Source organism: Candidatus Formimonas warabiya (genome assembly GCF_002777255.1).
In the GTDB taxonomy this organism is placed as follows: domain Bacteria; phylum Bacillota; class Dehalobacteriia; order Dehalobacteriales; family Dehalobacteriaceae; genus Formimonas; species Formimonas warabiya.
The window spans coordinates 5091780-5107828 of the sequence record NZ_CP017634.1; the positions used below are offsets into that span (position 1 = coordinate 5091780).

11 protein-coding genes are annotated in these 16049 nt (G+C 48.5%); 9 read left to right on the forward strand and 2 right to left on the reverse strand.

Features of this window, described 5'->3' with window-relative positions:
* Positions 1-127 precede the first annotated feature (127 nt).
* From amt to DCMF_RS23165, 3 genes are all read left to right on the forward strand, one after another.
* The gene (amt, locus tag DCMF_RS23155; protein WP_148136617.1) at positions 128-2122 is read left to right on the forward strand and encodes an ammonium transporter; all 1995 of its coding nucleotides are present in this window, start codon (positions 128-130) and stop codon (positions 2120-2122) included.
* A complete protein-coding gene (locus tag DCMF_RS23160; protein WP_148136618.1) occupies positions 2094-2738 on the forward strand; it encodes a response regulator in 645 nt (214 codons plus the stop codon). Before amt ends, DCMF_RS23160 begins: the two co-directional genes overlap by 29 nt.
* Positions 2739-2846: 108 nt before the next feature.
* Positions 2847-4061: an ammonium transporter gene (locus DCMF_RS23165; protein ID WP_148136619.1), complete on the forward strand. Its 1215-nt coding sequence runs from the start codon at positions 2847-2849 to the stop codon at positions 4059-4061.
* Between the two features lie 264 nt (positions 4062-4325).
* Here DCMF_RS23165 and nadE read toward each other — a convergent pair whose 3' ends face one another.
* Positions 4326-6227 (reverse strand): NAD(+) synthase, encoded by a 1902-nt coding sequence (gene nadE, locus DCMF_RS23170; RefSeq protein WP_257790932.1) that lies wholly within the window; start codon positions 6225-6227, stop codon positions 4326-4328.
* A gap of 183 nt (positions 6228-6410) precedes the next feature.
* On the opposite strand from nadE, the gene argH reads away from it, so the two are divergent.
* The 6 genes from argH to mutT all read left to right on the forward strand — a co-directional run bounded on the left by argH (position 6411) and on the right by mutT (position 10636).
* On the forward strand, positions 6411-7796 hold the full coding sequence (gene argH / locus DCMF_RS23175; protein ID WP_148136620.1) for an argininosuccinate lyase: 1386 nt from the start codon (positions 6411-6413) through the stop codon (positions 7794-7796).
* 70 nt (positions 7797-7866) lie between these two features.
* Positions 7867-8067 carry a 4Fe-4S binding protein gene (locus DCMF_RS23180; protein WP_148136621.1) on the forward strand — a complete coding sequence of 67 codons (201 nt, stop codon included), beginning with the start codon at positions 7867-7869 and terminating at the stop codon, positions 8065-8067.
* Positions 8068-8145: 78 nt separating this feature from the next.
* Positions 8146-8919 carry an Mrp/NBP35 family ATP-binding protein gene (locus DCMF_RS23185; protein ID WP_236860102.1) on the forward strand — a complete coding sequence of 258 codons (774 nt, stop codon included), beginning with the start codon at positions 8146-8148 and terminating at the stop codon, positions 8917-8919.
* 90 nt (positions 8920-9009) lie between these two features.
* Positions 9010-9297, forward strand: coding sequence for a hypothetical protein (locus tag DCMF_RS23190; RefSeq protein ID WP_148136622.1), 288 nt, complete (start codon positions 9010-9012; stop codon positions 9295-9297).
* A 78-nt stretch (positions 9298-9375) separates the two neighbouring features.
* Positions 9376-10221, forward strand: coding sequence for a DegV family protein (locus tag DCMF_RS23195; protein WP_148136623.1), 846 nt, complete (start codon positions 9376-9378; stop codon positions 10219-10221).
* A gap of 28 nt (positions 10222-10249) precedes the next feature.
* A complete protein-coding gene (gene mutT / locus DCMF_RS23200; RefSeq protein WP_148136624.1) occupies positions 10250-10636 on the forward strand; it encodes an 8-oxo-dGTP diphosphatase MutT in 387 nt (128 codons plus the stop codon).
* Between the two features lie 148 nt (positions 10637-10784).
* Here the strand turns inward: mutT and DCMF_RS23205 are convergent, their stop codons facing one another.
* Positions 10785-15698 (reverse strand): S-layer homology domain-containing protein, encoded by a 4914-nt coding sequence (locus tag DCMF_RS23205; RefSeq protein ID WP_214658838.1) that lies wholly within the window; start codon positions 15696-15698, stop codon positions 10785-10787.
* Positions 15699-16049 lie beyond the last annotated feature (351 nt).

Consider the following 16049-nt stretch of genomic DNA (forward strand, 5'->3'; position numbering starts at 1 on the left):
ACTTCGGTGTTCATCTGGACAAATTTTTTAATTCGACGTATTCTTTCAATTGTCCTGCTATACGGGATCTTCTAATTGGAATTAAAAAATGTCAAAATAAATGGTATAATATTGCAAAAGGTGGCAAATGGCTAAGATTTCATTTGTGGGCAGGAAACGGAGGTCGGACGGCGTGACCGGGATTGATTATCTGTGGATCATTGTCAGCGCCTGTTTTGTGTTTTTTATGCAGGCGGGTTTCTTATGTTATGAAGTGGGCTTTGTCCGGCCGAAAAACATGGTCAGTGTGGCCATTGAGAATATTATTACCTTTGCTGTGGCAACGCTTATCTTTTATATTTGGGGGTTTGGCCTGATGTTTGGACCCACCTTTCATCACTGGGTGGGAGATGGATACTGGTTTTTAAACAATTTAAACGGCCCGTCGAATGCGGGGCATTCTGCCTTTGTATTTTTTCAGTTAATGTTTGCGGGTACGGCGGTGACCATTTTTTCCGGCAGCATGTCGGAAAGAACCAAATTGGACGGGCTGATTATCGCGGCGGTAGGCATGGCCGGGTTTGTCTATCCTGTTTACGGCCATTGGGTCTGGAAGGAAATAAGCTCCGGGAATCTCCCCTGGCTGCATCAATGGGGGTTTGTCGATTTTGCCGGCGCCACGGTGGTGCACGCTACCGCGGGATGGTTTGCCCTGGCGGGAGCGATGATGGTGGGGCCAAGGGAAGGCCGGTTTGATGTGGCCGGAAAAATTCAGAATCTGGGCCGGTCCAATATCCCTTTTGCTGTTCTGGGTACCTTTATTTTATGGTTTAGCTGGTTTGGTTTTAACGGGGGCAGTTTGCTGCAGTTTAATGAAAAAATCGGCTTGATTTTGTTAAACACCAATTTTGCCGCGGCGGCAGGTGTGGTGGGCGCTTTGTGCACGACCAGGCTGTTTATTAACGACCACAGTTATATGGAAGCCATTTTTTCCGGAGCATTAGGAGGGCTGGTGGCTGTTACGGCCGGCTCCAACATCCTGACGCCGGAACAATCCATTATTTTAGGTTTGGCTGCCGGCTCTCTGGTGGTTTTTTCCGCTCTGATGCTGGAGCGTCTAGGAATTGATGATGCCGTGGGGGCCGTATCCATCCATGCTTTTGGAGGAGCCGCGGGAACGATTTTACTTGCGCTCCTGGCGCCGCCGGAAGCGTTGCCCACAGGATCAAGAGCCATGCAGTTTTTGGTGCAATGCGCCGGGGTGCTGGTGAATTTCTTCTGGTCTTTTGGCATCGGCTTAGTGCTGTTTTTTCTGATCAAAAAGACGGTCGGTTTACGTGTCACCCCGGAACAGGAGAGGATGGGGCTCAATATTGTGGAGTACCGGGATATTTATTCCTGGGCGGATTATTTAAAAACCACTTCTTTCGAAAATATTACGGAGTATTTGAATTCTAAGATCCACCAGCAGAATTTAACCCTGAAAAAGCAGGCGCAGTTGCTGACGGCCACCCAGGAACAGGAACGCGGGAAAATCGGCCGGGATTTGCATGACGGAGTAGGTCAATTTCTCGCCGCCGCCAAATTTCAGCTGGGAATGATGCGAAACGATCCCAATATAGAGAATGATCCTTTGTTCCGGGATAACCTGAACCAGACGCTGAATTTAGTCGATGCCGCCATTGCGGAGATGCGCGGGGTGCTCATGAATCTTAGTCCTACCCTGCTCAAGGAACAAGGACTGGAAAAGAGCATCAAACACCTGGTCCATACCATGGAAACATCCAGCGGTTTGAAGGTGGAAATTGTCTGTCCGGAACCCCTGCCCAGATGGGATGAAGCCATAGAATTGAATATCTACCGGATCGTACAGGAATCCATTACCAATGTGATTAAGCATGCGCAGGCGACTAAATTAAAAATTATTATGGGCAAAATAAACGATCAAATATTTTCCCTGGAAGTTCTTGATGATGGGCAGGGCTTTGTGTATGAAGATTCCTACCACGGCATCGGGTTAACATCCATGCAAGAGCGGGCCGAGATGATCGGCGCCAAATTAGAGATCAACAGTATCTCCGGCAAGGGTACAAATATCGTTTTGGAGGTGCCCCTTGAAAAAAATAAGGGTGTTAATTGCTGATGATCATAAGATGCTTAGGGATCTGCTGGTGAATCTTTTGCGCCAGAAAGAGAATATTGAGGTCATCAGCGAAGCGGCCGACGGAAATGAAGCTTTAAATGAATCCCTCCGTTTACAGCCGGACCTGGTGATCCTGGATATTTCCCTACCCCGCCTGAATGGGATCGAAGTGGCGAAACAGCTTCAAAGCCAGGCTCCCGGCATTAAGACCATCATGCTGACCATGCATAAGAATGAAGAATTCGTCAAAAGCGCTTACCAGGCCGGGGTAAGAGCCTATTTATTAAAAGAAAACGCCGTGGAAGAGCTGCTTCATGCCATCGATGAAGTGATGGCCGGGGGCATCCATATTTCCGATAAAATCGCTCCTATCGTCCTTACCGGCTTCTTGAAAGGAACCGGCGATCAGAGGGGAGAAAGCACGATTTCTTTTCGGGAAAGAGAAGTACTGCAGCTATTGGCGGAAGGCTATTCCAACAAAGAAATAGGCGCTATTCTCAATATCAGTTTAAAAACCGCGGAAACCCACCGGGCCAACATCATGAAAAAACTGGGGTTCCGCAGTATTACCGATTTGGTGCTCTATGCCGTCCGCAATCATATTATTGAACCATAGGAACAGATACAGTAAAAATGAGGGGAAAGTCAGGGGTTTCCTGTATTTTGACAAACCAAATGCTGCCCTAAAATGATGGTAGATGATATATTTTAGGAGGGAATGCACATGGTGAATACAGGGGATACGGCATTTGTGCTGCTGAGTGCCGCTCTGGTCTGTTTAATGACCCCCGGCTTGGCTTTCTTTTACGGCGGGCTGGTGCGCAGAAAGAATGTTTTAACGATTATGATGCAAAGCTTTATTTCCATGGGAGTTGTGACGATTCTCTGGGTTATTTGCGGTTTTAGTTTGGCCTTTGGGCCTGACGTGGGCGGAATTATCGGCAATCTTAAGTATGCTTTTTTAAATGGGGTGGGAACAGCGCCCCAGGCTCCTTATGGCTCCACGATCCCATTTTTAGCCTTTTTTAGTTTTCAGGAAATGTTTGCTATTATTACGCCCGCTTTAATTACCGGTGCTTTTGCCGACCGGGTCAATTTTAAAAGTTATTTAATATTTTTAGTCGTTTGGAGCCTGTTGATTTATGTTCCCTTTGCCCATTGGATTTGGGGGGGAGGGTTCCTGGCCCAGCTGGGTGCCGTTGATTTCGCTGGAGGAATTGTGGTCCATACCAGTGCAGGCATGGCTGCCCTGGCCTCGGTCTTTGTGGTGGGAAAACGGATTAAGAAACAGGGTGAAGATTTGGGTCCCCATAATGTTACCTATGTGGCCTTAGGGACAGGGCTGCTCTGGTTCGGATGGTTCGGGTTCAATGCCGGAAGTGCTTTAGCCGCCAATGGTGTGGCATCTGCCGCTTTCGTCAATACGGATATTGCCGGTTCTTTAGCGATGGTTACCTGGCTGGTCCTTTCCTGGATTCAGGATAAACGACCCAGTTTTGTCGGGGCCTTGACCGGTGCGGTGGCGGGTCTGGCCACGATTACCCCGGCAGCCGGTTTCGTAGAACCTTGGGCGGCTGCCGTTATTGGGCTGTTGTCCGGATCGATCTGCTATGCGGCGGTGCAGTGGAGAATCAGGCTTGATTGGGATGATGCCCTTGATGTTTGGGGTGTGCACGGTGTAGGAGGTATGCTTGGTACCATTTGCGTAGGCATCTTTGCCAGTGCCAATGTCAATGGGATCAACGGTCTGTTCTATGGAGATACCCACCAGTTTTTGGTGCAGCTTTTGGCCACTCTTTTCGCCGGTGGCTATGCTTTCGGCGTTACCTATGCCGCCCTGAAAATCATTAATGTATTCAGCCCGGTCCGGGTAGGACAGAAGGAAGAAACAGAAGGACTGGATCAAATGATTCATGGGGAATCGGCCTATAACTTCTAAATTGATAGGGCGAAAAGCCCAAAACGCTTTTCGGGATCCGGGTACCGGTTACCGGGACCGGGGAACACCCCATAGACGACTTTTTGCAGCATAAGGGTGGCAGTACGTTATGCGCAACACGAAATTTTTCCGGTACTAAAATATGAAGCCGTTCTAAATACTCCTTCGGGGAGTTAGAACGGCTTATTTTTACGGTAATTTCAACATCCAGATTGTACCGGTGCCTGGTAGCCGGGACCCGGATCCCGAAGCCCTTTGTTTTTTTCATTGTCCGTTGATCAGGGCTTTTTTCATTTCCAGGTACTTTGCGGTAAAATAGGGTGCGTTTTGAGCTTCCCGGTGGTCAAAGCCGTAGGCCCTTCGGCTCACTGCCAGTATGGGGGGAGCCTGAATTCTCTTAGCTACTCCCATGCCGGTATATAGCTTCCACCAGCGTTCCAGGTCCTCGATAAATGCTTTGTGATGGGGGAAAAGATTTTTCACCAGTCCGCTCCGGCAGCCAATCTTTTCTTCCAGGGTACCGTCCAAATACCAGGTCAGGATATCTTCCGGCGTGGCCCGGTTCCAATGCTCCATGAAAGCCCGGAAAAGATAATCATGATAAGGGTATTGGATGGGATCCCCTTTCCCTTCATCTACCGCTTGATCAAAAGAAAGTTCCGCACTGGGCACCAGGTCGATCATTTTTTGCGGGATCACTTCCCGGTGGTAGATCTGTTCGTTCAGATATCTGGCCAAGGCGTAGACCTGATGCTTCCAAAGGTCTCCCAGAGCCGCCAAAAAACCGGCCTGGTCCCCATAGAGGGTGGAGTAACCGACCGTCAGTTCGCTCTTATTGGCATTGCACGTGAAGCCTCCCCCAAAGGAAGCTGCTAAGCCTGCCAGAATACGGGCTGACCTGTCCCGGGCCTGAATATTTTCCGTGACAAAGGAACTTACGGAAAGGTGAGAGATCTCACCGCTTTGTCTATTGTGAATGGGGCTTTGGTTAATTTGCTGAATGGTGTACTCAACAGCCTCTTGAATGGGCACAATGGTGTAAAGACATCCCAGGTTGTTTCCCAGTTGACCGGCCAGGTCCTTTGTGGTTTCCGAATTGTAGATGCTGGGCATGTTCACGAGCATCACATGGGCCGGATCCAGGACCTGGGTATAAAGACAGGCGTTTACCGCAGAATCGATACCTCCGGAAATCCCAATCACCACCTTTTGCATGCCGATGGCATGCAAAAAATGTTTTAAACCGTAAGTAAGAGCCTGATAAATATTGGAGATATCCCAGTCATCCGGAACGGAAAGGATGTTTTGGGAACCTGACTGCACGTGGTGATCAAAGTCAACGCAGGCCAATTGGGCAGAAAAGGCCGGACAAAAGGCCGTAACTTCACCTGCCGGATTGTAGACAGAACTAAAACCGTCGAAGGTATAAACGGTTTTTCCGTTGTTCTGAATACCCGTACTGTTCAAATAGATCAGGGGGATGCCGGTTTCTTTTACCTGCTGGGAGAAAACCCGGTTTCTTTTATTGTTTTTGCCCAGGGTAAAAGGAGAACTGGAAATATTAATAAAAATATCCACAGGACTGTTTTGAGACATCAGGGCCATGGGCTTAAGGGCATAATCATCACTCCATCCGTCTTCACAGAGCAGACAGCCTAAGCGTACCGGTTGCCCCTCGATGGTCACCTGTACAGGCTGGAGAAGCTGTTCTACAGGCTTGCCCAGCTCCAGAGCCAGTTGGGGGAGGCTGAAAAAATGCCTGCTGTCGTCAAACTCCCGGTAATTGGGGTGGAGGGTCTTAATCCGGAAGGGATAGGGGAAATTATCTTCTCCCCATAATTTGCCGTCTTTGGCCACAAAACAAGCGTTATATTTGCGTACCCGCCCGTCGTCTCCCGTTTTGTCCCAATCAATGCCCACGTTGCCGAAAACCACGCAGATTCCTGACGATTCCCGAACAATCCGGGTTCCCCATGCTTCACAGTCTCTCAGATAAGCCTGCTGTTCCCAGGTATCACCCAGTAAATAACCGGGAATGCACAATTCCGGAAATAGGATGATTTGGGCCCCTTTTTCTTTGGCCTGCCCCATCATTTGCTCCATGGTACGGGTATTCAAGTCAGGCCTTCCGGGGATAACTTCCATCTGTCCTAAAGCAATTTTCAAGGTTCCGATCCTCCATTTTTAGTGCTGGTGTTATTCTTTCCATTTTTTCGGCATCAAACAGTGAAATCCTTTTAGCATCCTAAAAAGGGAAATATTTTTCCCGAAAGAAAGGGGGGCATTTTCATTATTGACTAAATCTGGTATACTAATAAAAAATTTTGCGGAAATTTTGGAGGTTTTAAAATGAAATTATGGGGCGGCAGGTTTGCCAAAAAAACAGATAAGCTGGTAGAGGATTTCCATTCCTCGATTTCTTTTGACCAGAGGCTATATAAACAGGATATCATGGGGTCCGTGGCCCATGCTGCCATGCTGGGGAAACAGGGAATTATCAGCCAGGAGGAGGCTGATGTGCTGGTTGCAGGCCTGAAAACCATCTTGCAGGATATTGAGGCGGGGCAGGTTCATTTTGAAGTTGATGCGGAAGATATTCATATGAATGTGGAAAAAATCCTCACCGAACGGGTGGGCGAGGTGGGGAAAAAACTGCATACGGCCCGGAGCAGAAACGATCAGATAGCCTTGGACGTGCGCATGTATTTGAAGGAAGAGATCAAAGAAATCACAGGGCTTTTGCTGCACCTCCAGGAAGTACTCCTTGATTTGGCGGATCAGCATGTTCATACGGTGATGCCGGGCTATACCCACCTGCAAAAGGCTCAGCCCATTACTTTGGCCCATCACCTGATGGCTTATTTCCAAATGTTTTCCCGGGACATGGACCGCCTGCACGATTGTTACCGGAGGACGGATGTAATGCCCCTGGGGTCAGGGGCTTTGGCCGGGACGACCTTTCAGATTGACAGAGAATTCGTCAAGGAGCAGTTAGGCTTTGCCGCTATTACCGCCAACAGTTTGGACGGTGTCTCCGACCGGGACTTTGCCGTGGAATTTTGTGCTGCCGGTGCGCTGATCATGATGCATTTATCCCGGTTTTCCGAAGAAGTGATCCTATGGTCCAGCCATGAATTCCGCTTTATCACACTGGACGACGGGTTCAGCACCGGATCCTCCATCATGCCCCAAAAGAAAAATCCGGATGTGGCCGAATTGGTGCGGGGGAAGACGGGCCGGGTTTACGGAGATTTAATGGGTCTCTTAACGGCTCTGAAGGGGCTGCCCTTGGCCTATAACAAGGACATGCAGGAAGATAAGGAAGCTTTGTTTGACGCCATTGATACGGTGAAAAAGTGCCTGCTGGTTTTTGCTCCCATGATCGAGACCATGAAAGTGAATGAAAAGATCATGCGCCAAGGGGTAACAGGGGGTTTTATCAATGCCACCGATGCCGCTGATTATCTGGCCGCCCGGAATGTGCCTTTCAGACAAGCACATGAGATTGTGGGAAGACTGGTATTGTACTGCGAACAAGCGGGCAAATCCTTGGAAGAGCTAAGCATGGAGGAGTTAAAAGATTTTTCCCCTCTCTTTGGAGAAGATGTTTATGAAAAAATATCTCCTGAGAAGTGTGTGGAAGCAAGAAACGTACCGGGAGGGCCCGCTCCCGCAGCGGTGAAAGCGGCAATCAGCAAAGGGCGGCTGTATGTGCACGCATTCAAGGAAAGGTAACCCCCAGAGCCGGTTGATAAAGTCTTTTTAACGATAGCAACAGCATTCACTTGACAGACGAGGGATACTTATGGCAGGCGAAAAAGTAATTGCGCCCTATCTGATTGATGTGGAATTATGCCGGAGATGTATGAAGTGTCTTAATTTAGGTTGTCCGGGAATCGTAAGAATCGATCACAAAGTGGTCAGCAACCCCGGCGCATGCCATGGTTGCGGTCTCTGTGCCGAGGTTTGTCCGGTTCATGCCATTACCAAAGTCAATGATGAATAATATCATGGCGTACTTGCGAATCATAGACAAGGGTGTTAGGTAGAGGCTTTTCTAAAAAATCAATAGGAGTTGTGGTCAGTGTCGGCAGGTAAATTTTTGATTCCTCAAAACAGCAGAAGTAAAGTAAAAAATATTGTCGCCGTGATGAGCGGAAAAGGGGGGGTGGGAAAATCCTCCGTCACCGCACTATTGGGCGGCGACTTAACTAAGAAGGGGTATCAAGTAGGCATTTTGGATGCGGATATTACCGGACCCAGTATCCCGAAAATGTTCGGCATACACGCCCAGGTTGATCTCGTGGAGAACTTTTTTTTGCCCCCTGAAAAGCATGGGATCAAAATGATGTCCGTCAATTTTCTGCTGGGAAATGAAAATGATCCGGTGATTTGGAGAAGTCCGGTGATCATCCGGGCGGTGAAAGATTTTTGGGTGAAATGCGCCTGGGGTGATTTAGATTATCTGCTCATCGATTTACCTCCCGGCACGGGAGATGTTCCTCTTACCGTGATGCAGAGTATCCCTCTCCAAGGGATGATCGTGGTATCTTCTCCCCATGACGTCACCGTGATGATTGTGAAAAAGGCGATTCAGATGGCGAAGAAAGTGGGGATTCCGGTTTTGGCCCTGGTAGAAAACATGAGTTATTTTTCCTGTCCGTGCTGCGGGCAAACAACCCCGGTATTCGGCAAAAGTAAGGTCCGGGAAGTGGCCCAAGGGGCTGGGATCCCGTTGACGGCCGTTTTGCCTTTGGATCCCTGCCTGGCCATGCTGCAGGAAGAAGGAAAAATATTTGACTATTCCTTAAAGGAGGACTTGTCCGCTTTACTGGGCAGGAGGGAAGAACAAAAATAACAGGGCCAGAAAAATCATTTTCGGTTTCCGGCAGGAAACGACGCTTGAAAGAAGAATCTTCCCGAAAGGAGTAATCGTGGGAGTTGGGAGATGCCAAAAACATTTAACGGTATTTGGTGCGAAAAAAAGGTCTTGTGTCCCCAATGTCTTGTGCCTTCGGGCCCTATTATCAATTATGGTGCGGACCAGCAGGGATTTTGGTTTAAAGGACGCTGCCCCCATTGCAGTGCCGTGATTAAATGGTACAGGAAAACTGATTTGTCCGTCTCGGAGGCTACCTGGGCAGCGGGGATCCAGTTGAGTTTATTTGATGAAAAGGAAAAAAGCGCTGGGAAAAAGAAAGCCAGATTAGGACGGATGAAAAGAAAAAATGGTTGATAATTCTTTTTTTTCTGGGAAAAATAGGATGGGAAAGTTTGGAAAGAGCGTAGGATTAAATGAATCAGGAGGCTTGTGATGGCGGAAAAAATTGCGCTGGTAACAGACAGTACCGGTGATTTGTCAAAGGAGTATGTGGAAGAAAACAATATTCATGTCTTGCCCCTTAAAGTCGTTTACCGGGATAAGGAATATCTGGACCGGGTGGATATTCAACCCGACCAGGTGTATGAACGTCTTGATCAGGAAATACCGTCAACATCCATGCCTTCTGTGGGAGAAGTGATCGACCTGTTTTCCAGGCTGATCAAAGAAGGGTACAAAGAAATCTTGTCCATTAATATTTCCAGTGGGCTGAGCGGCACTTTTAATACGGTCCGTTTAGCGGCCAGCCATTTCCCGGGGGTAAAAATTGAAGTTTTAGACTCCAAGTCAATCTCCATGGGCATCGGGCTGTTGGTGCAGGAAGCGGCGTCTTTTATCAAAAACGGCGGGAATCTCACCGGTGCGGTAGAGCGCATGCATCAAATCCGGGATAACCTGAAAGTGATTTTTGTCGTGAAGACACTGGAGTATTTAAAGCGGGGGGGCCGAATCGGCTATGTGTCGGCGGCCATGGGCTGTCTGCTGGATTTGAAGCCTGTGATCGCGGTAAATCAGGAAGGGAAATATTTTACTTTGGCCAAAGTGCGGGGCCGAAAAAAGTCCCTGGAAAAAATTGTAGAAATAGTAAAAGAGGCTGCAGAGAAGAATAGACTCAGACTGGTGGTCATGCACGGGGATGCCAAAGAAGAGGCCAAATGCTTGTTCGAGGAATTGAAAAAGATTACCCGGATCAGTGAGATCCGTTTCGGAGAAGTGGGGCCGGTCATAGGGGTTCATACCGGTCCGGGCGTGGTAGGGGTGGCTTTTTATCCGGAATAAGGCTTGGCCCAGGTGAAGGAGGCAGGAAGTGTACATCATCGTTGTTGCGGCAGGAATCATCGAACACGAAGGAAAAATTCTTCTGGCCCAGCGTCAAGAAGGGGCTCACCAGGGGTTAAAATGGGAGTTCCCCGGGGGAAAGCTGGAGTTTGGAGAGACTCCGGAACAATGCCTGGTTCGGGAGATCCAAGAGGAATTAAACATAGAAATCAAAATCGACCAGCTGTTTCAGGTGGTTTCCCATGTGTATGGGGAGAGGCAGGTAGTGCTCATCTGTTATCGGTGTTCCTATCTTTCCGGCGCACTGGATGCCAAAGAATGCCATAATTTTTGTTGGGTGGAGAAAAAAGATCTCATGAATTACGACTTGGCTCCCGCAGATATTCCGGTGGCCCAAAACCTTTTAAAAAAGTGAAAAAGGCGGGGACGGCCTTCATGTTTTTAACGATCACCGAGCAAACTTCGAAAACACCAGGTGTCCCCGCATGAATTGTAAAATTTAGTTTTGTCTTTATATGGGCCAAATTTAGAACCTTGGCCCTAATCTTATTTAGAGAAGGATTCTACTTCCTCAATAGTTCCAGTAAGGCGCAGACCATTTTGGCTGTTTCCGCGCGGGTGGCCGGCTTTTGCGGATTAAAATTCTGTGCCGCGTCACCATTGATGATCCCTGCTCTGGCAAGCAATTCAATGCTTGACGCCGCCCAATCGGAAAAGCTCCCTGCGTCGGCAAACCCAACAGCCTCCTTCCCTGCCAGCTCCGCCATTTTATCCTCACCGACTGCCCGCACCAGCATTACGGCAATTTCTTCCCGGGTAATATTGTGATTCGGCTTAGCCGAACCATCCTCGTAACCGGAAATAATACCCGCTGATGCGGCAGTATTCATAAACTCGGCATACCAGGCAGTACTGTCCACATCTGAAAATAAAGCTGCTGAATCTCCTGCCTCAATTTCAAGGGCAAGAACGATTATCTTCATAAATTCAGCACGTGTTACTTTTCCTGCCGGGTCAAAACCGCCATCACCTCTCCCCGATAAGATGCCCATTTCGCTTAATTTTTCGATATAACTTACTGCCCATTCATAGGAAACGGGAATATCATTGTATATCTTTGAAATGGATGAGGTTTCCGCTGGTTTGGGTGCTTCATCCGTGGGCGCAGGTGTTGTAGGTGTTGTACTACTACTTGATGAAGGAGAACCACCGCCGGAAGAGCTGCCGGATTTTTTGGTAAATTTAGCAATCAATGTTGTATCACCGGATGCGGTAAAGGTGTAGGTTGCATTGGAAGATACCAAGGTTTCGCCAACGTACCAGCCGCTGAATTTGTAACCGCTGTTGGCTGTTGCGACCACTGTTACCTGGGAATTTTTCCGGTATGCACCACTGCCTGCTGCCGTACCGTTTCCTTCCGCCTGTACCGTGATTGTTACGTTGTCTGCCGTATTTAATGACACGAGATTTTTTTCCGTATCATATGCCCATTTATACAGGTCAATGCTTTCCGGCAGGGTTGTCGTGAATTGTTGGAGTGCTGCCGCTACAGTACCGTTATCGATATTTGAATTGAGCAGTTCGGCAAAGGATTTGTTTTTCATGTCGCCTGCCGTCATTTCCACCAAATTATCGGTAACCTGTCCGTCAACCTGTACCCCAACTCCTGTGGTAGGTATCGTTTCCCCTGCTGATGCAATTATGGCATCCTTGTTATAATAGACATGGGAAACCATGGCGATACCGGTATTTCTTCCGGCAAAGACGCCAAGATCCGTAGCGGGATAGGCAACCGAAGTAACATCCCCCATGGCATAGGAGTTAATCACAACACCGGCCTGCATTCCCGCCAGACCGCCTACCGCCGTTCTATTCACCTTATTGCTGGAGCCTGAAACATCACCCAGCACATAACAATTAATCACCGCCGTTCTGTTGTTTGAACCCATCATGCCGCCTGCTTCCGACCAATATTCCGATTCGTTTAGAGACGAAACCTTCACATCTATTCGGCAATTTGCGATGTAACCTCTGTATGTTTGGCCGATCAGTCCACCGGCGAAATTATTGCCTTCCTCCGTGGTCTTACTGTAAACCTCGCCTGTTACCGCACAATTGTCTATGACCGCACCTGCCGCATAGCCCGCAAGTGTTCCTGCAATTGTGGAAGCGCTGTTTTCCGCATAAATTGAGACATCTGTGAGTGTGAGATTTGAAATCTCAGCATTTGTGTCAAGAATACCAAATAAACCGATATATGCGCCATGGGCATATGCAGTGGGGTTTCCTATTGTTAAATTGCTGATCGCATATCCGTCGCCGTCAAAACTGCCGCAGAAAGCGTAGTCATCTCCGCCCATGGGACTCCAGTTTTCTCCGGCCAGAGAAATATTACCGGCAAGCTTGACATAGCGGCCTGCAAAATCCTCCCCTTCGTATGTTTCGTCGCCGCTTACATAGGCACCAAAGGCTTTAAGCTCCTCCTTCGTTTTAATGATGTAAGGGTCTTGCTCTGTTCCTGTGCCGGATGTAAAGAAATCAGGGGCAAAGGCAGTTCTGTAAATGCGGGTATCGCCGTATTGGGCTTTATATAAAGCAATATCGATGGCACCAAGGAGTGTTGCCGCGGCATTTGAAAATCCATCCTCCACTTCCACATCAATATCTGTGCTTTGGGTGGCCATAACCGCGTCAATGATTTTACCGGCGATCTCAGTAAAGCCGTCTTCTTCGCTATGGGACGTTACCTCTATTGATTTTATCTCATCTCCCGCATAGGGGCTTTCCTTATATGTTGTTATCGAGACATAGATATATGCGCCGTTTTCATTGCGTGCACGTCCGGTATAGGTTCCATCCTCGTAAACCCGCGGAATTTCTACTGCCGGTTGGATGTCGGCAACTGCACCAGTAGGAGTAACCATACCGCCTTGAAGCTCCCACTGCCTCAGCGCAACGCCGCTGGAAAGTTCAACCGGAAAGAGATCATAGTTACTGTTAAGAAGGGCGGCAAATTCCTCTTCTTGCATCTCTGACGGCGTCTTCCCTGCCACGTCTTTTATAATCCCGCCGTCAACCTCAACAGCAACGCCTTTGGCCGGAGAGATTTGAGCGCCCTGTACAATCTGAACTGCTTCTTCGTTGTAGTAAGAGTTGTATATTTCTCCAATACCTGTGTTTCTTCCTGTGATCACGCCGATATCCGTGGCTTTGGCTGCGGTGGATTGGCCGCCTGTGGCGTAGCTGTTTACAATGTAGCCTGCATTCATACCCGCCATACCGCCCACACAGGTAAGATTGTCGCCTGCCGAGGCTGCGCCGGTATCACCTAAGCTATAGCAGTTGGCGATCGTTGTTCTGTTGCTTAATCCGATCAGTCCGCCTGCTTCCGCCCAGTAATTTTCCGCTGCCCGGGCCGACACAGCGGTATCGGTCCAACTGTTGACAATGCTTCCCTGATAGGAAGAGGCTACAAGACCACCTGCCCAGCAATTACCTACAGTAGCAGCTTCTGCACGCAGAACGCCTGTGGCATAGCAGTTGTCGATAAGAGCACCCTGGGAATAGCCTGCAAGTGCTGCCGCAGAAGCAGAGGAACCGGTAAATCTCAAATATACCTGAGCGTCTGTGACACCAAGATCTTTTACCACAGCATTAGGGCCGAGAACGCTGAAGACGCCGGCATAGTATGCAGAAGGATCGCTGCTGGGATTGCTTTCCGAACCGATGGTGAGATGTTGAATTTCATTGCCATCCCCGTCAAAGGTTCCTTCAAAGGTATATGAGCTGGCGCCGATGGGGGTCCAGTCACCGTCAAGCTCGGTAAGGTCAATATCATTTGCCAGCTTGATATGGTAATTTTCATAATCCAGATCTGCATTTAAGGAATTTGCAAAGTTCTCCATCTGTTCCGGGGTTTCAATGATAAAGGGGTCGGCTTGGGAGCCGGTACCCGAGGCAAATATGGTCGGATTGGCAGATGGCGCGGCTGTTAGGCAAACAACGTCCGAGTCGGCATCATAAACCCATTTGTTGAGATAAATGCCCGCTGGCAAAATGCTGCGGTTGATTTCCGGAAGATTTTCATTCAATACGTCCGCAAAATCCTCAGACTCCATGAATGATTCGGTATATCCCTCTAGATCGGAGTAAACGGCATCTGATACTGTAGGGCCGACCGGGGCCACCTCATCCCGTTCTGCACCATTTACCGTTTGACTAGATCTGGTATTGTAATAGCCATATTGGGCAAACCCATTGCCCCCACTGCCGGTAATCTGTCCGTCTAAGGCGCCGATATACCTCTGGGTTGAGCTGGTATTGTTTATGGCGGTATCACCCATGGCATAGCAGTTATATTGCTTTCCGCCCAGCATCGCCGCAATTCCCCCCGCCATTCCCGCAAAGTTAGTACTGTTGGGTGATGACGCGGCGATGTCGCCCAGCGTATACGAATTGCAGATCAGGGTATTATTGCCGCTCATGCCGGTTAGTCCGCCCGCATAGGCGGAAGGGTTGCCGCCCGAAGTAGCAGAGATATCAACATCGGACCAGCAATTTGTCACCGAAGCATAGGTCATGGTTCTGCCCAGGATGCCTCCTGCAAAGCTCAGACTGGCGCCTGATGTTTCGGCGCTGATGATGTCACCTGCGACAGAGCAATTATCGATTACTGTACGATTATCAGCCGTGCCGCCTGCGCAATCACCCGCAATTCCGCCCAGGCGAACGACGCCGCCATTCGAATAAACCGACATCGATACACTCTCTAAATGGAGATTTTTTATTGTGGCGGTGTTGGCAAGAATAGAGAAGAAACCAGCATTCGTGTCCCCGCTTGCTTCCATGTCAATAGCAACATCCTGAATACGATGATCATCACCGTCAAAGGTTCCGGCAAAGCCGGCCGTATTGGTGCCTATGGGATCCCACTCATCCTCAAGGGTGAGATCTTTCGCAAGGACCACATACTGTCCTGCATAGGTTGTTCCCCCATCCACCGCAGCTCGGAATTCTTCAAGCTGGGTCACTGTCCGGATGGTATAAGGATCGTTCATGGTGCCGCTTCCTGTTGAAGCAAAGTCAACCGCTTGTGATAAGGCATCGCCAACCGCTTCTTTAATTCCCTTCGAACTATACGTGGCCGAGGTAACAGCATCCACCTCGGCACTTTGGGCATCTAATATTCTTTCAATCATGGTTTGGCTTGTGGTGGGCCAGCCATAAGCGCCATATTGGGTTGTTTGTTCTTTGCCTTCCAAAGCAACCGAGGTAATGATGCCGTCTTCAATCGTTACCGTTGCCGTGATCGTACCGTCTACCGTTGCATCCTCATGTCCCGTATAACCTATGCCGCTTCCGACATATGTGCCGTCATGGTAAACAGTGTCAGCTGGGGTTGGTGTGTAAAAACAAGAAAATAGCAGCGCAACGGATAGCATCAATGCTGTTGCTTTGTTTCGGACCCATCTTAACATTGATAAAACCCTCCTCTCCCAATTTAATAAGTAATTGTTGATACGTGTACTTTTTTCAGAGTCACCTCTTTTCCGGGGGATATTTGGTTTCACCATTAGTTAGTCCAGACTAACTAATGGTGAAAAAAATAATAGCCGGTGTCAATTTTAGCCCTGGGTTAGTCAAGACTAACCCAGGGCTAAAAAAATATGTTCTAACTATCTCAAAGTTAAAACAGGGGTTAGTTGCAACTAACGCATTCACTTTAACATATACGATTTATTTTATCAAGAAAAATTTTTCCTATATTTAGCACTTTACACGACATGGATTTTCAAAAATTGATCAAATACAACATCTCAAAAGACCAG

Bases quoted from the DNA above. Each gene is read 5' to 3' on its own strand.
- argH (WP_148136620.1), top strand. From the start codon at position 6,411: ATGAAATTATGGGGCGGCAGGTTTGCCAAAAAAACAGATAAGCTGGTA.
- DCMF_RS23205 (WP_214658838.1), bottom strand. From the start codon at position 15,698: ATGTTAAGATGGGTCCGAAACAAAGCAACAGCATTGATGCTATCCGTT.
- amt (WP_148136617.1), top strand. From the start codon at position 128: ATGGCTAAGATTTCATTTGTGGGCAGGAAACGGAGGTCGGACGGCGTG.
- DCMF_RS23180 (WP_148136621.1), top strand. From the start codon at position 7,867: ATGGCAGGCGAAAAAGTAATTGCGCCCTATCTGATTGATGTGGAATTA.
- DCMF_RS23190 (WP_148136622.1), top strand. From the start codon at position 9,010: ATGCCAAAAACATTTAACGGTATTTGGTGCGAAAAAAAGGTCTTGTGT.
- DCMF_RS23165 (WP_148136619.1), top strand. From the start codon at position 2,847: ATGGTGAATACAGGGGATACGGCATTTGTGCTGCTGAGTGCCGCTCTG.
- DCMF_RS23195 (WP_148136623.1), top strand. From the start codon at position 9,376: ATGGCGGAAAAAATTGCGCTGGTAACAGACAGTACCGGTGATTTGTCA.